Here is a 25566-nt window from a genome sequence, read left to right on the forward strand (position 1 = left end):
CCCGGTCTCGCGATTCGGGAGGGTATGGCGGTCCTTGCCCGTTCTATGTGTATATTTTCCGTAAGAGAGCGTCCGAAACAGGAGATTTTCATGCGAGCGTTCCCCAGGGTGCTGTTCGACGAGGCGCACAGCGAGTCGTGGACGATCAGGCGTGAGGTCGCCGAGGCCATCAATCCCGCCCACCCCGACGACAACAGCTACGCGCGCGCCGCCGACCTGCTGCGCCGCCTGGGGCACCGGGTCACCTCCGGCAGCCTGGAGCAGCTCGCCGACCACGACGTCCTGGTGGTCGCCCATCCGTCGCAGCAGCGCTGGGAGCGGACCACCGGCCAGGGCAGCCCCGTCTTCACCGCCGACGAGCTCAACGCCATCGAGTCCTTCGTCGCCGACGGCGGCGGGCTCATCGTCCTGGCCGAGGAGGAGCAGGACAAGTACGGCAACAACCTGGCCGAGCTGCTCGCCCGCTTCGGCATCGGCATCACCCACACCACCGTCCGCGACCCCGGCAACGCCCACCGCGGCGTCGCCACCTGGGTGCTCGGCACCCCCTCCACCGGCGGCGTGCTCGCCGGCGTCGGCAGCGCCTGCTTCTACCGCTCCGGCGTGCTCACCGCCCGCGACGACGCCACCGTGCTGTTCACCACCTCCGCCACCGCCGACCCCGCGGGCGCGCCCCTGGCCGTCTCCGTCGAGTACGGCAAGGGCAAGGTCGTGGCCTTCGCCGACTCCGACCTGTTCGGCGACGACTCCATCGACGACTACGACCACCGCGCCCTGTGGGGCAACGTCGTGACGTGGGCGGCCCGGGTGCCGTCCGCCACCCGTCCGGCCGGCGCCCAGGACGAGGCCAAGTCCGAGCTGTTCGCCCAGCTCAAGGCCGTCGTCGAGGAGCTGCGCCCGCTCCAGGCCAAGGACGGCTCGGTCCCCGACGACAAGCAGGCCGCCGCCGCCCTCGTCGGCTACGTCTCCGACCTCGTGGGCCGCTTGTCCGGCTACTTCCCGCACGACGCCGCCTACCTGCAGGCCGTCCAGGCCGACCTGGCCAAGTGGCTGGAGCAGGGCCTCGGCGTGCCCGACTTCCTCGACTCGCTCAACCTCTTCCACCCCGACACCCAGCGCGTCGACGGCCTGGAGCACCTCGTGGTGTTCCCCATGTACACCCAGAACGGCAACCCCAACCGCAACCTCGAAGCGGTCTGGATCCGCACGATCTGGCCCGACTGGCTGGCCGAGCTCGAGTCCAACGGCTACGACAACCCGCTGTTCGTGCCGATCGCCTTCGAGGACTTCACCGCCGGCTACGACACCTTCTCAGCGGTGCTGTTCCCCGAGACCGTCGCGGTACGGCAGGCGCCCGAGCGCTTCACCTGGGGCGGCATCTTCGCCGACCGGGAGGCCGCGCGCTTCCGCTCGGTCAGCAGCGCCGCCGCCCGGACGCTCAAGCTGGACCTGCCGCCGGACGCGGCCAGGCTGCTGGAGTCGCAGGAACTGGCCCAGGACACCTTCGTCATGTGGGACCTCATCCACGACCGCACCCACAGCCACGGCGACCTGCCGTTCGACCCCTTCATGATCAAGCAGCGCATGCCGTACTGGCTGTACTCGCTGGAGGAGCTGCGCTGCGACCTCACCGCGTTCGGCGAGGCGGTCAAGCTGGAGGCGGCGGGCGTGCCGCACGCGCGCTACGTGCAGCTGGCGATCCTGTTCGACCGGCTCTTCCGCTTCCCCATCACCGGTGAGCGGGTGCGCAACTACGACGGGCTCGGCGGCCAGCTGCTGTTCGCCTACCTGCACCGCAACGACATCATCAGGTGGACCGACAACCGGCTGTCGATCGACTGGAACCGCGTCGCCGACGGCGTGGCCGACCTGCGCGGCGAGGTGGAGAAGCTCTACCGCGACAGCATCGACCGCGCCAAGATGGCGCACTGGATCGCCGCCTACGAGCTGGTCACCGCCTACGTCGAGCCGCACCCCCGTTCGGTGTGGAAGACCGGCCGGCTTCCCGAGGAACAGAAGGCCATGGTCGACGCCGTGCTGCCCGACGAGTTCCCCCTGAGCATGTTCTACGAGGCCCTCCGCCGTAAGCTCGGTGACGTCGTCGAGTCCACGAAGGGGATCCGAGCATGATCCTTCTGATCACAGGTGCGGCCGGGCCGACCGGGCAGGCCGTCGCCAAGCACTTCACCGAGAACGGTCACACGGTCATCGGTGTGGACAAGGACGACGTCGACCTGCTCGACCGCGGCGCCGTCCAGGCACTGGCCGAGCGCATCGAGGCCGAGCACGGCCAGGTCGACGGCGTCGTCCACCTGGTCGGCGGGTGGCGTGGCGGCAAGACGTTCGCCGACACCGACCTGGAGGACTGGGCCGTCCTGCACGACCTGCTGGTCCGCACCCTCCAGCACGTGACGCTGGCCTTCGAGCCGCTGCTCAGGAAGTCCGACAACGGCCGGTTCGTCATCGTGTCGGCCAAGGCGGCCGAGAAGCCCACCGCGGGCGGAGCCTGCTACGCGGCGGCCAAGGCCGCCGCCGAGGCGTGGACGTTCTCGCTGGCCGACGCGTTGAAGGACACCGGTTCGGCGGCCACCGTCCTCGTGGTCAAGGCGCTGCTGAACGACGCCATGAAGGCCGCCAAGCCGGAGGCGAAGTTCGCCGGGTTCACCCACGTCGATACCCTCGCCGAGGCGGTCGCGCAGCTGTACGAGCGGCCCGCCGACGAGATCAACGGCATCCGATTGGACCTCACCCAGTGATTCCCCGCCACGACCCCGCTCTCAAGGCGTTCGCCAGCGACAACTACGCAGGCGTGCACCCGGAGATCCTCCAGGCCATCGTCACGGCCAACGAGGGCCACCAGATCTCCTACGGAGAGGACGTCTACACCGAGGCGTTGCAGGCGATCTTCAGGAGCCACTTCGGCGCCGGAGCCCAGACCTACCCGGTCTTCAACGGCACCGCGGCCAACGTCGTCTCGCTGCGCGCCATGACCCGGCAGTGGGAGGCCGTGGTCTGCGCCGACACCGCGCACATCCACACCGACGAGGGCGGCGCGCCCGAGGTCGTGGGCGGCATCAAGCTGTTCACCGTGCCCACGCCCGACGGCAAGCTCACGCCCGCCCTCATCGACACCCAGGCGTGGGGTTTCGGCGACGTCCACCGGGCCCAGCCCAAGGTCGTCTCGATCTCCAACACCACCGAGCTCGGCACCCTCTACACCCCGGACGAGATCGCGGCCATCTGCGAGCACGCCCACGGGCTGGGGATGACCGTCCACCTCGACGGCTCCAGGCTCACCAACGCCGCCGCCGCGCTGGACGTGCCGCTGCGCGCGCTGACCACCGACGCGGGCGTGGACGTCCTCTCGTTCGGCGGCACCAAGATCGGCCTGCTGTACGGCGAGGCCGTCGTCGTGCTCAACCCCGAGGCGGCCACCGGCGTCGACTATCTGCGCAAGACGTTCATGCAGCTGGCCTCGAAGATGCGCTTCGTCTCCGCGCAGTTCGAGGCCCTGCTGTCGGGCGACCTGTGGCTGCGCAACGCCCGGCAGGCCAACGCCATGGGGGCGCGGCTGGCCGCGGCCGTCCGCGACATCCCCGGCGTGGAACTGTCGAGGGAGGCGCAGGCCAACGCGGTCTTCGTGCGCCTGCCCCAGGACGTCACCGAGCGGCTGCAGAAGCGGTTCCGCTTCTACACCTGGAACGCGGCCACCGGCGAGGTGCGCTGGATGTGCTCCTTCGACACCACCGAGGCCGACGTCGACGCCTTCGCCGCCGCCGTGGCCGAGGAGCTTCAGGGCGAGCCGCCGATCTCCTTCTCGTAGGCGGTCAGCTGCTGCTCCAGGGCCTTCATCAGCTCGAAGACCTGGCTCGGCGGAATTCTGATACGGCTGACGATCCGAGTCGGGACGCTCACCACGGGCTGTCCCGACTCGGGCTCCTCCGACAGCTGCGGCGGCCTGGTGATCACCGCGAAGTCGAGCACGAACCCGTCGCGGGTGTGCCAGACGGAGGCGAAGTTGGCGTACTGCCCCGCCTCCACCTCCGGCGAGATGCTGACCTCCAGGCGGCTTTCGGGCTCTCCCATGTCGCCATCGTGCCCCATTTTCCGGATCCACGGCATGGTCACGCGCCGCTACCGCAGAACCCGCACGGCTGGGCCGCGCGCCGCTACCGCAGAACCCGCACGGCTGGGCCGCGCGCCGCTACCGCAGGACCCGCGGCTGGGCCGCGCGCCGCTACCGGAGGATCGACGGCAGGGGTGCCGCGCCGCGCTGCTTCAGCAGGTCCGTCATCAGCTTGATCTCGCTGGTCTGGCTGTTGACGATCTGCTGGGCCAGCCCCTTCACCTCGGCCCGGTCCGACAGCTCCAGCAGTCCCTTGGACATCTCCACACCGCCCTCGTGATGGCGGATCATCAACTGCAGGAAGAAGATCTCGGCCTCCTTGCCCTGCAGGCTCCTGAGCCTGGCCATCTCCTCCGGGGTGGCCACACCCGGCATCGGCTCGGGCTTGTCCTGGGTGCCGCCGTGGCCCGCGTGGCCGACCATCCACGCCATCTCGGGACGGGCGCTCGCCTGGTCGAGCCCCCACTGCTGCAGCCACCCGATGAACATCCCGCGCTGCGCGGTCTGGGTGACGATGATGTCCTCGCTCAGGTTCCTGATGTCGGGGGAGGCCGACCTGTCGCGCGCGGCGAAGGCCATCTCGGTCGCCTGCGCGTGGTGTTTGCCCATGTCGCGGGCGAATCCGGCCTCGGCGGACGAGTCGGTGGGGGTGCCGGTCCTGCCCATCACGAAGAACAACACTGCGGCGACCGCGAGCGCGGCGAATCCCGCGATCAGAAGAGGCTTTTTCGTCATCGTTTTCCCAGACTACTCACCGGTCCTTCCTTATTCGCCACATACGCCCCGAGGGCATAGGGTGACCCGCAGTTGGTGACCCCATGGAGGAACTGATGACGAAGGAGAAGGCGCAGGCGCGACGCGAGCATCTGGCGAAGATGCGGGCGGAGCAGAAGGCCAAGGAGCGCCGGTCCGCCATGCTGATGTGGGGCGTGGGCGGTCTCGTCATCCTCCTTCTGGTCGGCGGCGTCGGCTTCTACATCGTGAAGGACCGGCAGGCGACCTCGCTCGACGCGGTGACCAACGTCTCCTACGCGGGCGGCGAGCACGTCTGGAGCTCGGTCAAGTACAAGGAGAGCCCGCCTGTCGGCGGCAAGCACAACAACTACTGGCAGCAGTGCGCGATCTACGACAAGCCCATCCACAACGAGCACGGGGTTCACTCGCTCGAGCACGGCGCCGTCTGGATCACCTACCGCCCCGACCTGCCCAAGGCCCAGCTCGAGAAGCTGAAGACGATCGCCGAGTCGACAGGCGACTCCAAGTACATGCTGGTCAGCCCGTACCCCGGCCTGCCGGCCCCCATCGTGGCCAGCACCTGGGGACACCAGCTGACCTTCCAGGACGCCGGCGACGCCAAGCTGCCCAAGTTCATCACCAAGTACCAGAACGGGCCCGACACCCCTGAGCTCGGCGCCACCTGCGGCGGCGAGTACGCGATCACCTCGACCGCCGACCAGCAGCCGCTGCCGCCGGAGCCCAAGAACACGACGACGCCGCTGCCGCACGAGTCGCTCGCGCCCTCGGCCACGCCGTCGCCCGCCAAGTCCTGAGCCAGGAGCCGTCTCGCCGATCGCGGGTGACCGGCGCGACGGCTCCCGCTAGCCGAGCACCTCGGCGATCGGCGTCGCCACGAGCCCGTGCGCCTCGGCCACGGGCTCGCTGAGCAGCCGCCCCTCATGCGTGCTCAGCCCCCGGGCCAGCACGCGGTCGCTGCGCAGCGCCGCCAGCCAGCCGTTGTCGGCGATGGCCAGCGCGTAGGGCAGCGTGACGTTCGTCAGCGCGAACGTGGAGGTGTGCGGTACCGCCCCCGGCATGTTCGCCACGCAGTAGAACAGCGAGTCGTGCACCGGGTAGGTCGGCTCGGCGTGCGTGGTGGGCCGGGAGTCCTCGAAGCAGCCGCCCTGGTCGATGGAGATGTCGACCAGCACCGAGCCCGGCTTCATCCTGCTGACCAGCTCGTTGGTGACCAGCGTCGGCGCCTTCGCACCCGGCACCAGCACCGCGCCGATCACCAGGTCGGCCTCCAGCACGGCCTTCTCGATCTCCAGCGTGTTCGAGGCGATCGTCTGGCAGTAGCCCTGGTAGATCATGTCGGCCTGGCGCAGCTTGTCGATGTTGCGGTCGAGAAGCAGCACCTCGGCCTGCATGCCGAGGGCGATCGCCGCGGCGTTCATCCCCGACACGCCCGCGCCGATCACGACGACGTTCGCCGCCCGCACGCCGGAGACGCCGCCCATCAGCACGCCGCGGCCGCCCTCGGGGCGCATCAGGTGGTAGGCGCCCACCTGCGGGGCTAGCCGTCCGGCCACCTCCGACATCGGGGCGAGCAGCGGCAGGGCGCCGTTGTCCGCCTGCACGGTCTCGTAGGCGATGCCGGTCACGCCCGCGTCGAGCATCGCCCTCGTGCACGCCTCGGAGGCCGCCAGATGCAGGTAGGTGAACAGCACCTGGCCCTTGCGCATCCGGTGGTACTCCTCGGCGATGGGCTCCTTGACCTTCAGGACGAGGTCGCCCATGCCCCACACCTCGTCGGGCCCGTCGAGCACCACCGCGCCGACGGCGACGAAGTCCTCGTCGGGAATGGACGATCCCCTTCCCGCGTCCCGTTCGACGAAGACCTGATGTCCATGCCTGATCAGTTCGTGCGCGCCCGCGGGTGTGAGGGCCACGCGATACTCGTGGTTCTTGACCTCGCGAGGAACTCCGACCTTCATATGTCCAATGTCCCCCAGGCCGGGGGCGACACTCTGTATGGACCGTGCCAAGGTTCTTGGCAGACTGTCGATGATTTCCCGGTTCCTGCCGTCCTCGCTAGGCTCTGCGGAAGCACCAGTCAGGATGGGGTTCACGGATGGAGAAACCGCCGCCGCCGGGGCGTCCGCCCGGGGCGCAGCCCGCAGCGGTCCCCGAGGGGCCGAGGGCGAGCAGGCTCACCACCATCGTGCTGATCGTCTCCCTCGTCCTGGTCGTGCTGACCGCGGGCGTGCTCGGCACCGTCGCGGTGCTCATGACGAGGAACCCCGACTCGCCGCTGTTCGGCGGCAAACCGCCGATCAGGCTGGGCGAGCCGATCTACTTCGCCCCCGTCGAGGACCAGAAGGCCTCGCCGTGCCCGGGCCAGAAGGTGGCGCTCTCCCAGGACGGGAAGATCTGTTACTTCCTGTCCGAGGCGGTGCCCGTCTCGGCGGTGCAGGCGATCGAGACGGTGAAGGAGAAGGACAGCTACGGCGTCAGGATCGCGGTCGCCCCGGCCTTCCGCGACGCGCTGGCCGCGCTGATCAAGGAGCGCGTCGACCAGCAGATCGCCATCCTGGTCGGCCAGAACGAGACCGCCACCGTGCTGGCCGCGCCCACGGTCGCCCAGCAGATGAGCGGTGACAGCGTCAGCATCGCGGGCTTCACCAAGGACAAGGCCGACGCGCTGGTCAAGGCGATGCTGGGCGCCGCCGTCACCCCCGCCCCGCCCCAGCCGGGCGTCCCCGGCACGAGCACCACGCCCCAGCCCGGCACCACACCCGGCACCACGCCCCAGCCCGGCATCACCCCGCCCGGTACGCAACCCGGCGCCACTTCGCCGGGTACGCAACCGGGCGCCACTTCGCCGGGTACGCAACCGGGCGCCACGCCGCCCGGTACGCAGCCCGGCACCACCGGGACCGGGGCGACCCCGCCCAAAGCCCAGCCGGGGACCACCCAGCCCGGCACCGGCCAGCCCGGGGTCCGCATGACCGCCACGGTGTCGCCCTCGGGTCTCGGCACGTCCGCCGACGCCTCCCGGAGCGCGCGTTCCTCGCTCGACGCCGGCACCGAGAAGCGCTACTCCACCTGCAAGGAGGCACGGGCGGCCGGGTACGGCGGGCCGTACCAGAAGGGCAGGCACCCGCAGTACTCCTGGTACACCGACAAGGACGGCGACGGCTTCGCCTGCGACCCGCAGGACGGCTAGACGTCGCGCCGGTGCCGGGCCGTCAGAACAGGCCGCTCAGCGCGAAGTAGGCGACGAAGATCAGCGAGACCACCCACAGCAGCCCCGGGATCTCGGCGTACTTCCCGCGCGCCGCCTTGATGACGGTGTAGGCGATCACCCCCGCGCCCACTCCGTTGGTGATGCTGTAGGTGAACGGCATCAGCACGATCGTCAGGAACGCCGGGATCGCCAGCTCCAGATCCTCCCACGGCACGTTACGACTCTGCGTCATCATCAGCGCGCCAACCAGCACGAGCGCCGGCGCGGCGGCAGCGGCGGGCACCACCTCGGCCAGCGGCGTGAACAGCATGGTCAAGCCCAGCAGCGCGCCCGTCGCGACGCTGGCCAGGCCGGTGCGGGCGCCCTCGCCCACACCGGCCGCCGACTCCACGAACACCGTGTTGGAGGAGGCGCTGCACAGGCCGCCGATCACGCCCGCCATGCCGTCCACGGTCAGGATCGCGCCCAGCCGCGGCACCCGGCCCTGGGTGTCGACGAGTGACGCCTCGTCGGCGACCCCGATGATGGTGCCCATCGCGTCGAAGAATCCGGACAGCACCAGCGTGAACAGCACGATGGAGGCGGTGACCGCGCCCGCGGTGACGAACCCGCCGAACAGGTCGACGTTGCCGATCAGCCCGAAGTCGGGCGGCGAGATGACGGCCTCGGGCACGTGGGGCACCACGATGCCCCACTGCTTCGGGTCGATGGTGGCCACGGCGTTGACGACGATCGCGACCAGCGTGGTGATCACGATCGAGAGCAGGATCGCGCCGGGCGTCTTGCGGACGAACAGGATGATCATCAGCAGCAGCCCGAAGGAGAAGACGGCCACCGGCCAGCCCGTCAGCCGCCCGGTGGCGCCGAGCTGAAGGGGAGTGGCGCCGGTACCGGAGACGAATCCGGCGTCCACCAGGCCGATCAGCGTGATGAACATCCCGATGCCCACGCTGATGGCGTGTTTCAGCGCCAGCGGGATCGAGTCCATGATGAGCCGGCGGATGCCCGAGACCGCCAGCAGGATGATCACCAGACCTTCGAGCACGACCAGGCCCATCGCCTGCGCCCACGTCATGTGCGGCGCCGCCTGGTAGGCCACCACCGCGTTCAGCCCGAGGCCGGCCGCCACACCGAAGGGCGCGTTGCCGACGAAGGCCATCAGCAGCGTGCTGACCGCCGCCGCCAGCGCGGTCGCGGTGGTCAGCTGGCCGATGTCGAGCCGCGCGCCCGTGACGTCCCTGGCGCCGGCCAGGATGATCGGGTTGAGCAGGACGATGTAGGCCATCGCCATGAAGGTCGTGATCCCGCCGCGGATCTCGCGTCCGACCGTCGCCTCGCGGGCGGACAGTTCGAACAGCCGGTCGAGCACGATCATCCCCCTTACGCACGCAGGGGGATGATCGTTTCTCTACCCCGTTTCCCCTGCGGCTATCGCTGCTCGTGCTTGCCGCCGCCGACCAGGGCGACGAACTCGTCCAGCGTGATGTTGCCGTCGCCGTCCTGGTCGGCCGACGCGACGAACGCCTCGATCTCCTCGTCGGTGACCCCGTGGCCGCCCAGCGCCTGGTTCACCTGCCGGATCTCGCCCGCCGTGAGCACGCCGTCGTGGTCGGTGTCGAACTTCTCGAACTCGGCCTTGGCCGCCTCGCGCGCTTCGGACATGTGGGCCTATTCCTCCGTGTTCAGTCGTGCTGTCGAGCATCCAACCTAGCGTGGCCGCGCCCTTGTCAGGCAGGGACCCCGACGATGTGCTCCGGCCGTACCGGAACCCTGGTCAGCGCGACGCCCGTGGCGTCACGGACGGCGGCCACGATGGCGGGCGTGGAGGAGAGCGTCGGCGGCTCGCCCGCGCCCCGCAGCCCGTACGGCGCGGCGGGGTCGGGGTTCTCCTTGATCGACGTCTGCATGGGCGGCATGTCGAGCACGGTCGGGATGAGGTAGTCGGTGAAGGACGGGTTCAGCACCTGCCCGTCGCGCACCTGGATCTCCTCCATGAGCGCCAGCCCCAGCCCCTGCGCCGAGCCGCCGTGGATCTGGCCCTCCAGCGCGACCGGGTTGAGGATCCTGCCGACGTCCTGCACGGCCGCCAGCTCCACGACCTTGACCAGGCCGAGCTCGACGTCCACGTCGACGACCGCGCGGTGCACGCACAGCGCGAGCTGGGTGTGGGAGTCGGCCTGTCCGGTGACCGGGTCCATGGGATAGGTGGGCCGGTGCCGGTACTCCCTGGTCTCCTCGATCGGCCCGTACTTCTCCAGCGCCTCGACGACGGGCAGCCCCTCGAACCGCGCCCGTACGGCCTCGCAGGCCGCCTTGACCGCGCCGCCCGTGACGTAGGACTGGCGCGAGGCCGACGACGATCCGGCCGAGCCGACCCGCGTGTCGGCCGTGGCCACCGTCACCCTGTCGACGCCGAGCTCGGTGCGGGCGATCTGGGCCTGGATCGTCACCAGGCCCTGTCCCACCTCGGCGGCCGCGGTGTGCACGGTCACGTGGGGCTCGCCGCCGATCAGCTCGACGCGCACCCTGGCGGTGGAGTAGTCGTCGAAGCCCTCCGAGAAGCAGATGTTCTTGATGCCGACGCCGTAGCCGACGCCCCGCCGTACCCCCTCGCCGTGGGTGGTCTGGGAGACGCCGCCCGGCAGGTCGCGCAGGTCGTCCGTGGCCGGGCCTGGCAGGGGCATGGCGGCCAGCTCGCGCAGCATCTCGGCCAGCGGCGCGGGCGAGTCGATGATCTGGCCCGTGGCCAGGGCGGACCCCTGGGAGACGGCGTTGCGGACGCGTATCTCGACCGGGTCGAGGCCGCAGGCGGCGGCGAGCTTGTCCATCTGCGACTCGTAGGCGAAGCAGGCCTGCACCGCGCCGAAGCCGCGCATCGCGCCGCAGGGCGGGTTGTTGGTGTAGACGCCGGTGGCCAGGATGTCGACGTTGGGCGCCTCGTAGGGGCCGACGCCGAGGGAGGCCGCGTTGCCGACGACGGCGGGCGAGGAGGAGCAGTAGGCGCCGCCGTCCAGGAGGATCTCGGCCTTGACGTAGACCAGCCTGCCGTCGCGGGTGGCGCCGTGCTCGTAACGCAGCCAGGCGGGATGGCGGTGCACGTGGCCGAAGAACGACTCTTCACGCCCATAGACGATCTTGACGGGCCGGTTCAGGCGGAGCGCGAGCATGCAGGCGTGCACCTGCATCGACAGGTCCTCGCGGGCGCCGAACGCGCCGCCGACGCCCGCCAGCGTCAGCCGTACCTTCTCCGGCGGCAGGCCGAGGCAGGGCGCCAGCTGGTCGCGGTCGACGTGCAGCCACTGGGTGGCGATGTAGAGATCGACCCCGCCGTCCTCCGCCGGTACGGCCAGCCCCGACTCGGGTCCGAGGAAGGCCTGGTCCTGCATACCCACCTCGTACTCGCCGGTGACGACGACCTCGGCCGTGAAGGTGTCGCCCACCTTGACCGGCTGCCTGCGGACGAACTCGGTGGCCAGCCGGGGGTCGGTGACCGCCTCCCGCACCTCGTAGTCGACGACGACGGCGGCGGCGGCCCTGCGCGCGGTCTCCGGGTGATCGGCCGCCACGAGCGCCACCGGCTCGCCCTGGTAGCGGACCTGGTCGATGGCCAGGACCGGCTGGTCCTTGTGCTCCAGGCCGTAGAACTTCTCGCCCGGCACGTCCTCGTGCGTGAGCACCGCCAGCACCCCCGGCATGGCCAGCGCGGGGCCGATGTCGATCGACCTGATCCAGGCCGACGGGTGCGGGCTGCGCAGCGTCACGCCCCACACCATGTCGTCGAGCCACAGGTCGGAGGAGTAGGCGAACTCGCCCGTCACCTTGAGGACGGCGTCGGGGCGCCGGACGCTCTCGCCCACGCCCTGCCGCGTCGTGCTGGCCGTCTCCGTCATCTTCCGAGTACAGCACCCGGCGGAGGGAGGGCCTATGTGTGCGATGTGAAATCGCGGTAAGCCGTCCTTGGGCCGACTTGTATATTCCTCCAAGTGCGCATCAGGGACCTGCTCGCCGCCTCGGAACTCGGCCTCGTCCTGCTGGCGGGGGACGAGGACACCGAGTTCACCGCCGTGCACGTCACCGACCTGCCCGAGCCCGGCCGCTATCTGAGCGGCGGCGAGCTGGTGCTCACCGGCCTGATGTGGCGGCACGAGCCGGCCGACTCCGCCCGCTTCGTCGCGGCCCTGCGCGCCGCGGGGGTCGCCGCCCTCGGCGCGGGCCAGGCGTGGCTCGGCCACGTGCCCGACGACCTCGTGGCCGCCTGCGCGCAGGCGGGCATGCCGCTGCTGGAGATCCCGACCGCCGTGGCCTTCCGCGCCGTCGAAGAGGCGGCGGCGCCCCGGCTGTCGGGCGAGGTCAGGGCGGCGCTCGGCCGCCAGCGCAGGATCGTCGACGCCGTCGCCGAAGGCGCCGGCCTGGGCGAGCTGTTCGCGCTCACCGCCGCCGAGCTGGGCGTCACCGGCGCGGTGCTGTCCTCCACCGGCGAGATCGTCGTCGGCTCGTGCCCCGACCCGGTCCGGCTGGCCCGCGCCTACCTGTCGGCGTCCCGGCTGCCGTGCGCGGCGCACGGCCACACGCTCTTCGGCGTCGGCCGGGGGCATCGCGCCGCCGGCTGGGTGCTGGCCTGCGAGGGAGACCTGCTCGGCCGCGCCGACCTCGGCTTCGAGCTGGCCGCCTGCGTCGCGCTCGAACGCACCAGGATGGAGGAGGGCAGGCGGGTCGAGCGCCGCCTCGTCGAACAGCTCGTCGGCGCCGCCTTGTCCGCCGAGGCCGATGCCGCCGAGCTCAACGCCCGGCTGCGCACGTGCGGGCTGGGGCCCGGCCAGCCGTACGCGGTGGTGACGGCGACCGCCCCGCGCCCCGGCGCCACCCGCGGCCCTGACCCGGCCACGCTGGGCGGGCAGGTGCTGGAGGAGCTGCTCGGCCGGGACGTGGTGGCCGCGGCGGGCACCGACAGCGCCGTCGCCCTCGTCCCGCTGCCGGTCCCGGTCCCGGTCCCGGTCCCGGTCCCGGTCCCGGTCTCGGTCTCCGCGCTCGCCGACCGGCTGCGGGCGGGGCTCGGTGTGCTGTCGGCGCTGCGCGACACCCGGATGTCGATCGGGGTGAGCGGCGCCCTCACCGGCGCCGCCTCGATCAGGGGCGGGATCGAGGAGGCGGGCCACGCCCTGCGCATGGCCGCCGCACGCTCCGGCGGGGTCGTCACCAGCGACGAGATCTACACCCACGACCTGCTGCTGGCCACCGTGCCTGGCGACGTCCGGCGCTCGTTCACGCAGCGGCTGCTCGACCCGCTCGTCGACTACGACGCCAAGCACCAGTCGGAGCTGGTGCGCACCCTCGGCGCCTTCCTCGACACGGCGGGCTCGTGGAACGCCTGCGCCGAGCGGATGCACGTGCACGTCAACACGGTCCGCTACCGGATCAGGCGCGTCGAGGAGCTGACCGGCAGGGACCTGTCGACCATGGCCGACCGGGTGGACTTCTTCCTCGCCCTGCGGGCCCGCTGATCAGACCAGGCCGGCCTGCGGGAGCGCGGCACCCGCTCCCTGGGCCTCCCGCTCCTCGGCCACCTGGCGGCGGACCTCGTCCGTCTGCATGCTCTGGGAGAGCACGGCGGCCTCGCTCAGGTAGGCGCGCGCCCTGCGCTGGTCGCCGAGCAGCCGGTACGCCCTGGCCAGCGCGATCAGGCAGTCCATCTCGGTGCTCAGCAACCGCACGGTTCGGGCGGCCCTCAGCCCTGCCGACAGCGCCTCGACACCCGCTTCGAGATCACCCTTGTCCACCTTGACCAGGCCCAGCACGCCGAGGATGGCGCCCTCGTGGCCGAGATCGCCGACCCGGCGCGCCATCGCCAGCGCGCTGGTCAGGCACTCCTCCGCCGCGGCGAACCTGCGCAGGCGGCCGTTGGCCTGGCCCGCCATGAGCAGGGCGTAGCGCTGGCCGACCTGCGAGCCGATCTCCGTGGCGATCTCCAGCTGCGCCATGGCGTGCCGCAGCGTCAGGTCGTGGCGGCCCACGTCCACGTAGGAGTTGGCCAGGTTGCCGAGCGCGCGCTGCTCGGCGAACCGGTCGCCGAGCCGCCTGGCCAGCCTGAGCTCCTCGTTCAGGTGGCGGACCGCCGCGTCGACCTGGCCCTGGTGGCCGAAGCCGCTGGCGATCCCGCCGTGGGCCTCCAGCGCCATCGCCTCGTCGCTCAGCCGCCTGGCGACCGCGAGGGCCCGCTGGCACAGCGAGATCATGTCCGCCAGCCGGTAGGAGTGCCGCTGGAACCACCGCAGCGCGATGCTGAGCGCCGCCCCCAGGCGGGCGATCCGCTCGTGCGGATCGTCCATGGCCTGCGCGGCCGCGGCCACCAGGTTGGGCTCCTCGGTGTTGAGCCAGTCGTGGGCCTCGTCGCGGTCGGCCAGCGGGTGCGGGCGCATGTCGACGGCCGGGATGTCGGCCTGCACCCGGTGCGGGTCCAGCAGGCGGGTGGCGTGCTCGACGGTGACGAGGTAGTAGCCCAGCACCCGCTCGAGGCACGCCGCGCGGTCGGTGACGGCGTGCTCGCCGGCGAACAGCCTGACCAGGTCGTGCATCTGGTAGTGCCACGCGCGGCCCCGCTCGAGCAGGTTGGCGTCGACCAGCCGGTCGAGGGCGCGCTCGGCGTCGGCGGGCGCCGCGTCGAGGAGCGCGGCGGCGACCCGGGTGCTCACGTCGGGCACCCGGATGAGGGCCAGCAGCACGAGCAGCCTGGCGGCCGTCCGGTCGGTGGGATGGTCGCTGTCGTGCAGGGCCTGCCAGCTGGCCGTCAGCCCCGACCGGACGGCCAGGTCACCGGCCTCCAGCTCGTGGAGCCTGCGCTGCTCGTCGGCCAGGCGGTCGACCAGCATGCCGACCGTCCAGTCGGGACGGCTGGCCAACCGGGCGCCGGCGATGCGCAGCGCCAGCGGGAGCCCGTCGCACAGCCGCACCAGCCGGGTGGTCGCCGCGGGGTCGGCGGAGGTACGGCCGGCCTCGGTCAGCCTGGCCAGCATGGTGACGGCCTCGGCATCCTGGAGGGTTCCCAGGCGTACCTGGACGCAGTCGTCGGCGGGCGCCAGCGTCTCCCTGCTGGTCACCAGCACCGAGCAGCCGGCGGGAACCGACAGCAGCGGCCGTACCTGGGCGAGGTTGGCCGCGTCGTCGAGCAGCACCAGGATCCGCCGGTCGCTGAGGAGGCCGCGCCACAGCGCCGCGGCCTCGTCGAGGTCCACCGGCACCCGTTCGGGCGCGGTGCCGAGCGCTCTCAGCAGCCGGCCCAGCGCCTGGGAGGGGGTCAGCCGTTTGACGCCCGGAGTGCCTCCGCGCAGGTTGACGTAGAGGTGGCCGTCGGGGAAGCGGTGACCGACGGCGTGCGCCACCCGGACGGCCAGCGCCGACTTGCCGGCGCCTGGCGGCCCCGAGATCGCCACGACCGGCGCGGGCGGCGCCTCGTCCCAGGGCGCGAGGTGCGAGCGGATCCTGAGCTGCTCGGTGGTGCGGCCGACGAAGCCGAGCAGGTCGCGGGGGAGCTGGCGCGGGACCGCGACGGCGGCCTGGGCGGGTGGCGCGGTCTGCCCGCGCAGGATCACGTCGCGATAGGCGCGCAGCCGCTCGCCGGGATCGACGCCCAGCTCCTCGGCCAGCACGCGCTCGCCCTCCCTGAAGACCTCCAGCGCCTCGGCCTGGCGCCCGCCCAGGTGCAGCGCCCGCATCAGCGACTCGCGCGGCCCCTCACGCAGCGGATGCTCGGCCACCAGCGCCATCAGCGCGGGCAGGATCTCCTGGTGCCTGCCGAGCTCGACCATGACCTCGGCCCTGCGTTCCATGGCGGTGACGCGCAGCTCGTCGAGGTGCTGCCGGCGCCCCTCGGCGAACGGCCCAGGCACGCCGGGCAGCGCGGGCCCGCGCCACAACTCCAGCGCCAGGTCCAGGCTGCGCAGGCAGCCGCGCAGGTCGCCTTCCGCGCGCCGGCGCGCCGCCCCGTCGAGATGGCCGGCGAAGGCCACGCAGTCGACGTGGAGAGGGTCGACGCGTAAGGAATAGCCGCCGGGGACGCCGACGAGTATCCTCGGCTCCTCACGGGAGCCGCGACCGGGTTCGAGCACGCTGCGCAGCCCGGCGACGTAGGTGTAGACGCTCTGCTCGGCGCTCTTCGGCGGGTCCTCGCCCCAGAGCCCGTCGATGAGGTGCTCCTTCAGCACCACCTCGCCGGCAGAGCAGGCGAGGATGGCCGCGATCGCCTGCTGACGCGGCGCGCCCAGCGAGACCTCGCGTCCATGAAGCCGTCCGAGCATCGGGCCCAGGAGAGCGATGAACACACGAGCCTCCGGATTCGCCGCGGGGGATGGTGAAACGGCAACCACATTCAGGAACGCAGACGATCGAAGATCGATATGGCCTGTAGTTGAAATGTAGACGGGTTGGTTACGCTGTTAATCCCCCATGGGAATGCCGAAGCCCCCGAATTGTGGCGATTCGAGGGCTTGACCGCGGCACTTTCCAGCAAGGACTGAAGGGCACTAGCAGCAGAGGTAGTCGTAGCTCGGTCCCTTAGGCGACACCTCGGCACCTGCGGTCGTACCATGTCCTCCAACCGTGGCAATTGCCGCGACGAGGACAGTGAGTGCGGACATGACAAGTCGCTTGCGCATGGGGGGTTCTCCCTCGCTCAGGTGGTGCTTGAAGTACATCATCCCAGGGAGACGTTGCCGTGACCACATCTGATCTGGTCGGACTCCGCATCAAGACGGTCCGCCGCCAGCGTGGCCTGTCACAGGCCCAGCTCGCCCACCCTGAACTGTCGGACAGCTACGTCTCTCTGATCGAGAGTGGAAAGCGCACGCCAACCCCCGCGGTACTTGAGCTCCTGGCCCAGAAGCTCGACTGTTCGCTCAGCTACCTCGTCAACGGCGTGACCGCCGAGCAGCTGAACGATCTCGAACTCGGCCTGGGTTACGCGCGGCTCGCACTGGAGAACGGCGAGGTTCACGAGGCCCGGACCAGGTTCGCCGAGCTCGTTGCGGACAACAACCTGACGGGTCTGACCGCCCTTCGTCAAGAGGCGGAGTACGGCCTGGCGCTCGCGACCGAGGCGACCGGCGACATCGCCGAGGCCATCAGGATCCTCAAGCGGCTCGACGGCGAGGAGCTCAGCGCCGAGCGCCACGTGGAGATCGCGCTGGCACTGTGCCGGTGCTACCGCGACAAGGGCGAGCTGGTCGCCGCCGTGGCGGTCGGCGAGCGCGTCCTCGCCGGCGCGGTGCGGCCCACCTGGACCGACGGCCTGGTCGAGCTGGGCGCGACGCTGCTGTCGGTCTACTGGGTCCGCGGCGACCTGCTGCGCGCCCGCCAGTTCTCCGCCGAGCTGCTGGCCGCCGCCGAGCTTCTCGGCACCCCGCGCGCGGCCGTCGCGGCCAGCTGGAACGCCGCCAGGGTCGCCGAGTCCATCGGCCGGGCGGAGGAGGCTCTGAGCCTGATCGAGCGCGCCTACGCCATCCAGTCGGAGACCGCCACGGCCCCGCGCAACCTGGCCAGGCTCCGCGGCGCCGTGGCGGGCCACCGCGCCAGGCTGCAGCCCCACGACACCGACAAGCTCAGGGAGCTGTTCAGCCAGACCGCCAAGGAGATCGCCGAGACCTCGGCGGGCGTGACCGACCAGGCCATCGCCGAGCTCCAGCTCGCCACGGTGGAGCTGACCGCCGGCAACCCCGAGCGCGCGGCCGAGCACGCCAGGGCGGCCGAGGAGCTGCTGGCCGACCAGACGCCCGAGATGGACGCGCACATGCGGATGGTCCTCGCCAGGGCCCAGGGCGCCATGGGCGACAGGGAGGCGGCGCTGGCCAGCGCGCGCGAGGCGGTGCGGTTCATGGACCGGGCCTCCACCTCGCGCCAGGCGGCCACCAAGTGGTACGCGGCAGCGGAGACCCTGGAGGCGCTCGGTGACGACGAGGGCACCGTCGAGGCCTACCACCGGGCGCTGGCCTGCGTGGGGTTGTAGCGACGTCACCACCGGGCAGGGTGGTGGGTAGCCTTGGGGATGCCATGAAGAGATCCCCGCTGCCGGCCCTCACCGCCCTGCTCGCCGTCCTGGTCGGCGCCGTCCTGACGGCGCCCCCCGCGCTGGCCCACGACGCGCTGAAGAGCAGCACGCCGAAGAAGAACGCCACCGTCGCGACCCTCGAACAGGTCGAGCTGGAGTTCACCAGTACCCCGAAGCTCCCGTTCGTCATCGTGCGCGCCGACGGCGGCGCCGAGATGCAGGCGGGCAAGCCGGAGATCGACGGCAAGGTGGTGCGGCAGCGGCTCAAGGGCGTACTGCCCGACGGCGGCTACACGATCGCCTTCAGGGTGGTCTCCTCCGACGGTCACCCCATCGAGGGCGAGATCCCGTTCGCGGTGAAGGGCGCGCCGCGGCCCGAACCGACCGGGCAGCCGGCCTCCGCCGCACCGCAGAGCGCGTCACCCGGCCAGAGCGCCCCCGCGACCGCGACCGCCGCGCAGAGCGCCCCCGCGGCCACGCCGGCCGCGCAGTCCGCCGCGCCGCAGCCCGTCGCCGGACAGACGTCGCAGGCCGCGACCGGCTTCCCCGTCTGGCTCGTCATCGTCATCGGCGGGCTGGTCGGCATCGGCATCGGCTTCCTGCTGAGCGCCCGGAAGAAGAAGCCGTGACCAGGACCGCGCGGCTCGCGCTCGCGCTGGCAGGGGCCGCGCTCCTCGCCCTGGTCATCGCCATGGTCGCGGGAGGAGCGGCGTTCCCGCGCATCATCCCCGGCCTGCCGGACGAGGGCACGCTGACCCGGTGGGGCCTGCCCATCGCCAAGCTGGTGATGGACGTCGCGGGCGTCCTGACCGTCGGCCTGCTGCTGGCCGCCACCTTCTTCCTGCCCAGCGACAAGGGCATGCTCGGCAAGACCGCGCTGAGCTACGTCCAGGCGGCGTCGTGGACGGCGCTGGTCTGGGCCGGCGCGGGCGTCGTCACCATGGTGTTCACGCTGTCGGAGCAGCTCGGCCTGCCCGTCGCCGACGTGCTCTCCGGCAACGAGCTGACCAGCTTCGCCAGCCAGGTCGGCCAGGGCATCGCGCTCACCCTCGTGGTGCTGTTCGGCGTGGCCATCGCGATGTTCTCCCGCGGGGCCATCACCGCGGGAGCGTCGGCGGGCCTGCTGGCGCTCGCGGTGGTGACGCTGCTGCCGCCCGCGCTGACCACCCACGCCTCCTCCTCGCCCAACCACGGGCTCGCCACCACCGGCGTCGCCGCCCACCTGGTGTCGCTGGCCCTGTGGGTGGGCGGGCTCACCGTCCTGCTCGCCCACGGGCTGCGCAGGCAGCCGCAGCTCGAGGTCGCCGCCAACCGCTTCTCCCGGATGGCGCTGTGGTGCTACATCGGCGTCGGGCTGTCCGGCCTCTTCAGCGTCCTGGCCCGGCTGACCGCGATCAGCGACCTGTGGACCTCGGCCTACGGCGTGCTGCTCGTGGCCAAGACCGCCGCGTTCGTCGTGCTCGGCTACATCGGCTGGTGGCACCGCCAGCGCACGATGGCCCAGCTCGGCAAGGGCAGGCCAGGGGCGTTCACCCGGCTGGCCGCCGGCGAGCTGGTGCTCATGTTCGCCACCATCGGCCTGGCCGTCGCGCTGGCCCGCACCACGCCGCCCGACGTCGCGCTGCCGGCCGACCGCGCCTTCGAACTGCTCGGCTTCCCGATGCCGCCGGAGATCACGCTCGCCACCCTGGCCTCGCTGTGGTGGCTCGACCTGTTCTTCGCCCTGCTCGCCGCCGCCCTCGGCGGCCTGTACGCCGCCGGCGTCGTACGGCTGCGCCGCCGCGGCGACGCGTGGTCGGCGGGCCGTACCGCCGCCTGGTTCGTCGGCGTGGCGATCCTCGTCCTCGCCACGCAGAGCGGCCTGGCCCGCTACGCCAAGGTGCTGTTCAGCGTCCACATGATCGAGCACATGACGCTCGCGATGCTCGTGCCGATCTTCCTGGTGCTCGGCGCGCCCGTCACGCTGGCGCTGCGCGCGCTCAAGCCCGCCGCCCGCCGCGGCGACAGGGGTCCGCGCGAGTGGCTGACCGTGATCCTGCACAGCAGGTTCGTCCGCGTCGTGTCCCACCCGGTGGTCGCCACCTCCATCTTCATCGCCTCGACCTACGCGCTCTACTTCACCCCGCTGTTCGCGGCGGCGATGGAGGAGCACCTCGGGCACATCACGATGACGCTCCACTTCCTGCTGAGCGGGTCGCTGTTCTTCTGGGTGATCATCGGCGTCGACCCGGCGCCGCACAAGCTGCCGCACGTCGGCCGCCTGCTGACACTGTTCGTCACCATGCCCTTCCACGCCTTCTTCGGCATCGCGCTGATGATGATGGGCACCGTCGTCGCCGCCGACTGGTACGAGCAGCTCGGCCGTACGTGGGGCCTGTCGGCGCTGCAGGACCAGGAGAACGGCGGCGCGATCGCCTGGGGCTTCGGCGAGATCCCCACCCTGATCGTGCTGCTCGCGCTGGCCTTCCAGTGGTACAGCGACGACGAGAGGAAGGCGCGCAGGGCCGACCGGCGAGCCGACGCGCTGGCCGCCCGCACCGGCGGCACCGGCGACGCCGAGCTCGACTCCTACAACGACTACCTGGCCAAGCTGAACCGCCGCGACCAGGCCCAGTAGCCCTGCGGCTACGGCCTTCTATCTTCGCTCCACGCGCCTTCGAACCGCCCGGTAGCCTTGCGGGCGGGGGAGACGGGCATCACCTTGGTGCGCCGTGTGTCCTGGCCATCGCGGGGGCGCCAGACCATGGCTCGGGGGGCGTCCGCTGTGTGCTCAGGAAGGCGAGTGCGGACTTGGTGGATGAGACGCGCATGCGCGGGGGGCGGAGCCTGGCCGAGGCTCTTCAGGAGTATCTGACCGACTGGTCGCAGCGCACCGGCATCGCGGTGGAGGTGTGGGCGCTCCCGCACGGCGACGTCCCGGCGACGATCGCCCGAGGCGTGCTCGCCGTGGTCGAGGAGGCGCTGCTCAACGTCGAGCTGCACAGCCGCGCCGGGCTGGTCTCCGTGGCCGTCACCACGGGGCGGAGCGGGTTACGGCTGACGGTGAGCGACAACGGCGCCGGCTTCGGCATGCCGGACGAGCGCAGGGGGATCAGCCGCATGCGCGTGCTGATGTCCGAGCTCGGCGGCACCCTGTCGGTCAACAGCGTGCAGGGCGAGGGCACGACCGTCACGGGCTCCGTGCCCCGCCGGCGCTGATCCGGTACGGCACGCGGCAGCCGTACCGGACGATCCCGCGGCCGGGCGGCCGGGCGGCCGAGCAGCCGAGCAGGCGGGCAGCCGGGAGGGCGCGCAGGCGGGAGGGCGGGCAGGCGGGGCGGCGGTGGCCGCCGGGCTCACGGGAGGGTGAGGATCTCGCTGCCGGTGTCGGTGACCAGGATCGTGTGCTCGAACTGCGCCGTGCGCTTGCGGTCCTTGGTGACGGCGGTCCACTTGTCGGGCCAGATCTCGTAGTCGATCGTGCCGAGCGTCAGCATCGGCTCGATCGTGAACGTCATGCCAGGCACCAGCTCCACCTGGAGCGACGGGTCGTCATAGTGGGGGACCATCAGCCCGGAGTGGAACGTCGTGCCGATGCCGTGGCCGGTGAAGTCGCGCACGACGCCGTAGCCGAACCGCTTGGCGTAGGCCTCGATGACGCGGCCCACGACGTTGAGCTGCCGGCCGGGGGCGACCGCCTTGATCGCGCGCGTCGTCGCCTCGCGGGTGCGCTCGACCAGCAGGCGCGACTCCTCGTCGACGTCGCCGACCAGGAACGTGGCGTCGGTGTCGCCGTGGACGCCGCCGATGTAGGCGGTGATGTCGACGTTGACGATGTCGCCGTCGCGCAACACCGTGTCGTCGGGGATGCCGTGGCAGATGACCTCGTTGATCGACGTGCACAGCGACTTGGGGTAGCCGCGGTAGCCGAGCGTGCTCGGATAGGCGTTGTGGTCCAGCAGGAACTCGTGGCCGATCCGGTCGAGCTCGTCGGTGGTGACGCCGGGGGCGACGTGCTTGCCGACCTCCTCGAGGGCCTGCGCGGCGATCCGTCCGGCGACGCGCATCCGCTCGATGATCTCCGGCGTCTTGACGTCGGCCTCTCCCGTCTTCGGATGCTTCCTGCCGACGTACTCCGGCCGCTGGATGTGGGCGGGAACCTTGCGCATGGGCGAGATCCGCCCGGGCTGGAGCAGTGTGGTCATGAAACCGAGTTTACGGGGCACAATTCACCCCGTGAGCGAAGGTCAGTGGTGGTTCTGCCTCAAGCACATGCGCGTCGAGCCCGACCAGGGCTGCCCGAACAAGGACCGCATGGGCCCCTACGCCTCCGAGCAGGAGGCGGCAGGCGCGCTGCAGCGCGCCGCGGAACGCAACAAGGCATGGGACGAGCAGGACGCGGACGACGACGACTAGACCACCGCGTACGCCCTGACGGGGAAGGTCCCCAGACCGGCGATCATCGGCGGTGCCGCGTGGAAGCGGAACCCGCTGTCGGGCAGCCCGGCCAGTCCGGTCAGATGCTCGACCAGCGGGATGCCCGCGGCGAGGAGCAGCGTGTGCGCCGGGCGCTCCCCCCGGGGCGGGGTGTCGTCGATGTTGAGCGAGTCGATGCCGACCAGCGCCGGGCCCTGCTCGGCCAGCCACGCCGCGGCCTCGGTCGTCAGGTACGGGTGGCCGTGCACGTAGGCCTGCGTGCCGAAGTGCCGGTCCCACCCGGTGTGCAGGAGGACCGCCTTGCCGCGCACGTCGAGGCCGTCGAGCAGGTCCATGCCCACGCTCGGCCGGTCCACGGCGCGTACCACCAGGCCGGGCAGGTCGGCCAGCCGGTCCACCGGCACCTGTGACAGGTCCGTCCCGTCGGCGTAGCGGTGGTGCGGCGTGTCCAGGTACGTGCCCGTGTTGCACGCCATGGTGATGGTCCCGAGGTGGAATTCCGTGCCGGGGGCGTAGACCTCGCGGGATGCCTCCCGGGTCAGATGGGAGCCGAGGACGGGCCCCGGGATGCCGGGATAGGTGACCATGCCCTCGGTGATCCGGTGGCTCAGTTCGACGATCATTCGTGCTCCATGCGGCTCATTCTGCTGACGACCTTTCCTACAGGGCAAATTACGAAATCTACAGTTACCCGTAAGCTGAGCTAATGGAGATCGATCCGAGGCGGCTGCGCGTCCTGCGCGAGGTCGCCAGGCGGGGCGGGGTCATGCGGGCGGCCGAGGCCCTGCACCTGACCGCCTCGGCCGTCTCCCAGCAGCTCGCGCAGCTCGAACGCGAGGTCGGGCTCGCGCTGATCGACCGGTCACAGCGCCGGGTGTCCCTCACCCCGGCCGGGCGCGTGCTGGCCGGCTACGCTGACCGGATCGAGGACGAGCTCGCCGAGGCTCGTCGGGAGCTGACGACCTTCACCGAACGGCTGGCGGGCCCGGTGACCATCGCCGCGTTCCCCACGGTGATCACGCATCTGCTCGTCCCCGCGCTGCGCATGCTGGCCGTACGGCATCCGCGGATCACGCCCGTGATCCGCGAGCTGATCGGGCCGCCCGCACGGGAGGAACTGCGGCACGGCGGGGTGGACCTGGTGATCGCCGAGCGCGACGCGAGCCTGCCCGGCCCGCTCCAGCCCTCGCTGGTGGCGCGGACGCTCCACATCGACGAGTTCCGCGTCGTGGTGCCGCCCGGCTGGCCGTCGACGCCGGCGACCGTCGCCGAGCTCGCCACCGCCCCCTGGGTGGCCGGACGGCCCGACCAGGCGTGCGGGCAGGCGCTCGAACGGCTGGCGGCGCGGCACGGGTTCACGCCCAGGAGGGCGCACGTCATCGAGGAGTTCCCGCCCACGCTCGCGCTGGTGGCGGCCGGCCACGGGGTGGCGATCGTGCCCGAGCTCGCGCTGCTCGACGTGCCGGAGGGGTTCGTCAGGGTGAGCCGGATCGCCGAGGTGGGCGCGCGCAGGATCGAGGCCGTCACCCGCCTCAGCCGCACGCGCTCGGGCGCGCCCGACCCGGTGCAGGCCGTCGTCATCGCGGCGATCGAGGAGGCGCTAGTCGGCCACCTGCGGGCCGCTGACCCGCTCCAGCAGCCGGGCGAGCCGGTCCTTTAGCCGCGGGCGCTGCGGCAGCTCGCCCGCGGCCGTGCTGACGAGATGCTGCGCGCCGTCGAAACTGACCGGACCGCCGGACGGGATCACCAGCGCGTCGTGCGCCAGCCCCGCCAGCTCCGAGTCGCCGCACCCCAGAGCGAGGATCGTGGCACCCGTGCGCTTGGCGTCGTCGACCCGCTCCAGCAGCGGCACCGGCGCCTGCCGTTCGGCCACCACGAACAGCGTCTCCCCCCTGCCCGCCCGCTCGATCCGGTCGAGACCGACCCGCAGGTGGGGCGGGGCCTGCTGTGGCGGCTGCCACCGCACCAGCGTCGGCGCCAGCTGCGGCAGCCCGGCCAGCCTCGCCTCGTCGCCGAGATGGGCGGTGAGGTGCCACGGCTCGTCGTCGGGCGTGCCGACCAGGAGCAGGCCGCCAGGGGAGCGGGTGGCTCTCAGCGCCGTGCCCAGCTCTCGTGTGCGCTCCAGCCAGCCGGTCTCGGCCAGAACCTCGCGGAGAAGAGCCACCGAGCCTGCGTCCATCCGTCCATGGTGCCTGACCTGTGACGTTCCCGCGCCCGTTTCCGCGCCCGAGGCCTGGGTTCCACACACGAACCCCGCTGCTGGCATCATCGGCGATATGACTGACCTTCCTGAAGTGAGCGGGTTGACGATCGGCATCCTGGGCGGCACCGGCGACCAGGGCAAGGGCCTGGCCCGCAGGTTCGCCCTCGCCGGGCACCCCGTACTCATCGGCTCGCGCAGCGCGGGGCGCGCCCACGAGGCGGCCGAGTCCATCGGCAACGGGGCGAGGGGAGCGGAGAACGCCGAGGTGGCCGCCGAGGCCGACATCGTGATCGTCGCCGTGCCGTGGGACGGCCACAAGGCGACGCTGGAATCCCTCCGCGCCCCCCTGTCCGGAAAGATCGTGATCGACTGCGTCAACCCGCTGGGCTTCGACAAGCAGGGCGCCTACGCGCTGCCGGTCGAGGAGGGCTCGGCCGCCCAGCAGGCCGCCGCCGTCCTGCCGGACAGCCGCGTCGTCGCCGCCTTCCACCACGTGTCGGCCATGCTGCTGCTCGACCCGGCCGTCGAGAAGATCGACCTCGACGTGCTGGTCCTCGGCGACGACCGCGAGGCCACCGACACCGTGCAGGCCCTCGCCGCGCAGATCCCCGGAGCCCGCGGCGTGTACGGCGGGCGGCTGCGCAACGCCCACCAGGTCGAGGCGCTGACGGCCAACCTGATCTCGATCAACCGGCGCTACAAGGCCCACGCGGGCATCCGCATCACCGACGTCTGAGCCCGCACCCCGGCCCGACCGGCGTCGGCCCCTCCCGTGCGGACCGCGCGACGCGGGAGGGGCCGCGACCGCCGGCGGGCCG

At 71.7% G+C, this 25566-nt stretch carries 23 protein-coding genes; 13 read left to right on the forward strand and 10 right to left on the reverse strand.

The genetic code is table 11. The features are described from left to right. Nucleotides 1–90 precede the first annotated feature (90 nt). Genes ACWENQ_RS04365 through ACWENQ_RS04375 form a run of 3 tightly spaced genes read left to right on the forward strand, consistent with a single transcriptional unit; the run spans nucleotide 91 to nucleotide 3823 of the window. On the forward strand, nucleotides 91–2130 hold the full coding sequence (locus tag ACWENQ_RS04365; protein WP_452412858.1) for a DUF6421 family protein: 2040 nt from the start codon (nucleotides 91–93) through the stop codon (nucleotides 2128–2130). After that, nucleotides 2127–2756, forward strand: coding sequence for an SDR family NAD(P)-dependent oxidoreductase (locus tag ACWENQ_RS04370; protein ID WP_449916324.1), 630 nt, complete (start codon nucleotides 2127–2129; stop codon nucleotides 2754–2756). Before ACWENQ_RS04365 ends, ACWENQ_RS04370 begins: the two co-directional genes overlap by 4 nt. Next, on the forward strand, nucleotides 2753–3823 hold the full coding sequence (locus ACWENQ_RS04375; RefSeq protein WP_452412859.1) for a threonine aldolase family protein: 1071 nt from the start codon (nucleotides 2753–2755) through the stop codon (nucleotides 3821–3823). Before ACWENQ_RS04370 ends, ACWENQ_RS04375 begins: the two co-directional genes overlap by 4 nt. On the opposite strand, the gene ACWENQ_RS04380 is transcribed toward ACWENQ_RS04375, so the two are convergent. Both ACWENQ_RS04380 and ACWENQ_RS04385 read right to left on the reverse strand, forming a co-directional pair. Next, a complete protein-coding gene (locus ACWENQ_RS04380; protein ID WP_449916318.1) occupies nucleotides 3793–4086 on the reverse strand; it encodes a DUF3467 domain-containing protein in 294 nt (97 codons plus the stop codon). The two genes, ACWENQ_RS04375 and ACWENQ_RS04380, sit on opposite strands and share 31 nt — an antisense overlap. 151 nt (nucleotides 4087–4237) lie before the next feature. Beyond that, nucleotides 4238–4861, reverse strand: a complete 624-nt coding sequence (locus ACWENQ_RS04385; RefSeq protein WP_449916315.1) for a DUF305 domain-containing protein — start codon at nucleotides 4859–4861, stop codon at nucleotides 4238–4240. A gap of 95 nt (nucleotides 4862–4956) precedes the next feature. Here ACWENQ_RS04385 and ACWENQ_RS04390 point away from each other — a divergent pair, with 95 nt between their 5' ends. Beyond that, a complete protein-coding gene (locus ACWENQ_RS04390; RefSeq protein WP_354912989.1) occupies nucleotides 4957–5676 on the forward strand; it encodes a DUF3105 domain-containing protein in 720 nt (239 codons plus the stop codon). A gap of 48 nt (nucleotides 5677–5724) precedes the next feature. Here the strand turns inward: ACWENQ_RS04390 and ald are convergent, their stop codons facing one another. Beyond that, the gene (gene ald, locus ACWENQ_RS04395; RefSeq protein WP_354912987.1) at nucleotides 5725–6840 is read right to left on the reverse strand and encodes an alanine dehydrogenase; all 1116 of its coding nucleotides are present in this window, start codon (nucleotides 6838–6840) and stop codon (nucleotides 5725–5727) included. Nucleotides 6841–6977: 137 nt separating this feature from the next. Here ald and ACWENQ_RS04400 point away from each other — a divergent pair, with 137 nt between their 5' ends. Continuing rightward, the gene (locus ACWENQ_RS04400; RefSeq protein ID WP_452412860.1) at nucleotides 6978–8072 is read left to right on the forward strand and encodes an excalibur calcium-binding domain-containing protein; all 1095 of its coding nucleotides are present in this window, start codon (nucleotides 6978–6980) and stop codon (nucleotides 8070–8072) included. Between the two features lie 22 nt (nucleotides 8073–8094). Here the strand turns inward: ACWENQ_RS04400 and ACWENQ_RS04405 are convergent, their stop codons facing one another. The 3 genes from ACWENQ_RS04405 to ACWENQ_RS04415 form a co-directional block, all read right to left on the reverse strand. Beyond that, nucleotides 8095–9468, reverse strand: a complete 1374-nt coding sequence (locus ACWENQ_RS04405; RefSeq protein WP_449916310.1) for an NCS2 family permease — start codon at nucleotides 9466–9468, stop codon at nucleotides 8095–8097. A 53-nt stretch (nucleotides 9469–9521) separates the two neighbouring features. Beyond that, nucleotides 9522–9755 carry an EF-hand domain-containing protein gene (locus tag ACWENQ_RS04410; RefSeq protein WP_449916308.1) on the reverse strand — a complete coding sequence of 78 codons (234 nt, stop codon included), beginning with the start codon at nucleotides 9753–9755 and terminating at the stop codon, nucleotides 9522–9524. A 65-nt stretch (nucleotides 9756–9820) separates the two neighbouring features. Then, nucleotides 9821–11983, reverse strand: a complete 2163-nt coding sequence (locus tag ACWENQ_RS04415) for a xanthine dehydrogenase family protein molybdopterin-binding subunit (protein WP_354912981.1) — start codon at nucleotides 11981–11983, stop codon at nucleotides 9821–9823. A gap of 93 nt (nucleotides 11984–12076) precedes the next feature. Here ACWENQ_RS04415 and ACWENQ_RS04420 point away from each other — a divergent pair, with 93 nt between their 5' ends. Beyond that, on the forward strand, nucleotides 12077–13594 hold the full coding sequence (locus ACWENQ_RS04420) for a helix-turn-helix domain-containing protein (RefSeq protein ID WP_452412861.1): 1518 nt from the start codon (nucleotides 12077–12079) through the stop codon (nucleotides 13592–13594). Here the strand turns inward: ACWENQ_RS04420 and ACWENQ_RS04425 are convergent, their stop codons facing one another. Then, nucleotides 13595–16408, reverse strand: a complete 2814-nt coding sequence (locus ACWENQ_RS04425; protein WP_452412862.1) for a BTAD domain-containing putative transcriptional regulator — start codon at nucleotides 16406–16408, stop codon at nucleotides 13595–13597. Nucleotides 16409–16800: 392 nt separating this feature from the next. On the opposite strand from ACWENQ_RS04425, the gene ACWENQ_RS04430 reads away from it, so the two are divergent. The 4 genes from ACWENQ_RS04430 (at nucleotide 16801) to ACWENQ_RS04445 (ending at nucleotide 21327) form a co-directional block, all read left to right on the forward strand. Further along, nucleotides 16801–18087 (forward strand): helix-turn-helix domain-containing protein, encoded by a 1287-nt coding sequence (locus tag ACWENQ_RS04430; protein WP_354912976.1) that lies wholly within the window; start codon nucleotides 16801–16803, stop codon nucleotides 18085–18087. Nucleotides 18088–18131: 44 nt separating this feature from the next. Next, nucleotides 18132–18758 carry a copper resistance CopC family protein gene (locus ACWENQ_RS04435; protein WP_452412863.1) on the forward strand — a complete coding sequence of 209 codons (627 nt, stop codon included), beginning with the start codon at nucleotides 18132–18134 and terminating at the stop codon, nucleotides 18756–18758. After that, nucleotides 18755–20746 (forward strand): cytochrome c oxidase assembly protein, encoded by a 1992-nt coding sequence (locus ACWENQ_RS04440; RefSeq protein ID WP_449916300.1) that lies wholly within the window; start codon nucleotides 18755–18757, stop codon nucleotides 20744–20746. Before ACWENQ_RS04435 ends, ACWENQ_RS04440 begins: the two co-directional genes overlap by 4 nt. 191 nt (nucleotides 20747–20937) lie before the next feature. Further along, nucleotides 20938–21327 (forward strand): sensor histidine kinase, encoded by a 390-nt coding sequence (locus ACWENQ_RS04445; protein ID WP_449916299.1) that lies wholly within the window; start codon nucleotides 20938–20940, stop codon nucleotides 21325–21327. A gap of 137 nt (nucleotides 21328–21464) precedes the next feature. Here ACWENQ_RS04445 and map read toward each other — a convergent pair whose 3' ends face one another. After that, entirely contained in the window at nucleotides 21465–22313 is an 849-nt protein-coding gene (map, locus tag ACWENQ_RS04450; protein WP_354912968.1) for a type I methionyl aminopeptidase, read from the reverse strand. On the opposite strand from map, the gene ACWENQ_RS04455 reads away from it, so the two are divergent. After that, nucleotides 22312–22524 carry a hypothetical protein gene (locus ACWENQ_RS04455; RefSeq protein ID WP_449916296.1) on the forward strand — a complete coding sequence of 71 codons (213 nt, stop codon included), beginning with the start codon at nucleotides 22312–22314 and terminating at the stop codon, nucleotides 22522–22524. The two genes, map and ACWENQ_RS04455, sit on opposite strands and share 2 nt — an antisense overlap. Here the strand turns inward: ACWENQ_RS04455 and ACWENQ_RS04460 are convergent. Further along, a complete protein-coding gene (locus ACWENQ_RS04460; RefSeq protein WP_449916293.1) occupies nucleotides 22521–23168 on the reverse strand; it encodes a cyclase family protein in 648 nt (215 codons plus the stop codon). The genes ACWENQ_RS04455 and ACWENQ_RS04460 overlap by 4 nt on opposite strands. Before the next feature lie 83 nt (nucleotides 23169–23251). Between ACWENQ_RS04460 and ACWENQ_RS04465 the strand changes: the two genes are divergently transcribed. Next, the gene (locus tag ACWENQ_RS04465; RefSeq protein ID WP_449916290.1) at nucleotides 23252–24205 is read left to right on the forward strand and encodes a LysR family transcriptional regulator; all 954 of its coding nucleotides are present in this window, start codon (nucleotides 23252–23254) and stop codon (nucleotides 24203–24205) included. Here the strand turns inward: ACWENQ_RS04465 and ACWENQ_RS04470 are convergent. Further along, nucleotides 24146–24724 (reverse strand): hypothetical protein, encoded by a 579-nt coding sequence (locus tag ACWENQ_RS04470; protein WP_452412864.1) that lies wholly within the window; start codon nucleotides 24722–24724, stop codon nucleotides 24146–24148. The two genes, ACWENQ_RS04465 and ACWENQ_RS04470, sit on opposite strands and share 60 nt — an antisense overlap. A gap of 97 nt (nucleotides 24725–24821) precedes the next feature. Between ACWENQ_RS04470 and npdG the strand changes: the two genes are divergently transcribed. Continuing rightward, nucleotides 24822–25484 carry an NADPH-dependent F420 reductase gene (gene npdG / locus ACWENQ_RS04475; protein WP_449916285.1) on the forward strand — a complete coding sequence of 221 codons (663 nt, stop codon included), beginning with the start codon at nucleotides 24822–24824 and terminating at the stop codon, nucleotides 25482–25484. The last annotated feature ends 82 nt before the right edge of the window (nucleotides 25485–25566 follow it).

It is taken from the genome of Nonomuraea sp. NPDC004354 (assembly GCF_053602555.1).

Excerpts from the sequence above, each read along its gene's own strand:
- ACWENQ_RS04400 (WP_452412860.1), top strand. The coding sequence starts at position 6,978 with ATGGAGAAACCGCCGCCGCCGGGGCGTCCGCCCGGGGCGCAGCCCGCA.
- ald (WP_354912987.1), bottom strand. The coding sequence starts at position 6,840 with ATGAAGGTCGGAGTTCCTCGCGAGGTCAAGAACCACGAGTATCGCGTG.
- ACWENQ_RS04390 (WP_354912989.1), top strand. The coding sequence starts at position 4,957 with ATGACGAAGGAGAAGGCGCAGGCGCGACGCGAGCATCTGGCGAAGATG.
- ACWENQ_RS04435 (WP_452412863.1), top strand. The coding sequence starts at position 18,132 with ATGAAGAGATCCCCGCTGCCGGCCCTCACCGCCCTGCTCGCCGTCCTG.
- ACWENQ_RS04465 (WP_449916290.1), top strand. The coding sequence starts at position 23,252 with ATGGAGATCGATCCGAGGCGGCTGCGCGTCCTGCGCGAGGTCGCCAGG.
- ACWENQ_RS04410 (WP_449916308.1), bottom strand. The coding sequence starts at position 9,755 with ATGTCCGAAGCGCGCGAGGCGGCCAAGGCCGAGTTCGAGAAGTTCGAC.
- map (WP_354912968.1), bottom strand. The coding sequence starts at position 22,313 with ATGACCACACTGCTCCAGCCCGGGCGGATCTCGCCCATGCGCAAGGTT.
- ACWENQ_RS04365 (WP_452412858.1), top strand. The coding sequence starts at position 91 with ATGCGAGCGTTCCCCAGGGTGCTGTTCGACGAGGCGCACAGCGAGTCG.
- ACWENQ_RS04460 (WP_449916293.1), bottom strand. The coding sequence starts at position 23,168 with ATGATCGTCGAACTGAGCCACCGGATCACCGAGGGCATGGTCACCTAT.
- ACWENQ_RS04415 (WP_354912981.1), bottom strand. The coding sequence starts at position 11,983 with ATGACGGAGACGGCCAGCACGACGCGGCAGGGCGTGGGCGAGAGCGTC.
- ACWENQ_RS04385 (WP_449916315.1), bottom strand. The coding sequence starts at position 4,861 with ATGACGAAAAAGCCTCTTCTGATCGCGGGATTCGCCGCGCTCGCGGTC.
- ACWENQ_RS04445 (WP_449916299.1), top strand. The coding sequence starts at position 20,938 with ATGCGCGGGGGGCGGAGCCTGGCCGAGGCTCTTCAGGAGTATCTGACC.
- ACWENQ_RS04405 (WP_449916310.1), bottom strand. The coding sequence starts at position 9,468 with ATGATCGTGCTCGACCGGCTGTTCGAACTGTCCGCCCGCGAGGCGACG.
- npdG (WP_449916285.1), top strand. The coding sequence starts at position 24,822 with ATGACTGACCTTCCTGAAGTGAGCGGGTTGACGATCGGCATCCTGGGC.
- ACWENQ_RS04470 (WP_452412864.1), bottom strand. The coding sequence starts at position 24,724 with ATGGACGCAGGCTCGGTGGCTCTTCTCCGCGAGGTTCTGGCCGAGACC.
- ACWENQ_RS04455 (WP_449916296.1), top strand. The coding sequence starts at position 22,312 with ATGAAACCGAGTTTACGGGGCACAATTCACCCCGTGAGCGAAGGTCAG.
- ACWENQ_RS04370 (WP_449916324.1), top strand. The coding sequence starts at position 2,127 with ATGATCCTTCTGATCACAGGTGCGGCCGGGCCGACCGGGCAGGCCGTC.
- ACWENQ_RS04380 (WP_449916318.1), bottom strand. The coding sequence starts at position 4,086 with ATGGGAGAGCCCGAAAGCCGCCTGGAGGTCAGCATCTCGCCGGAGGTG.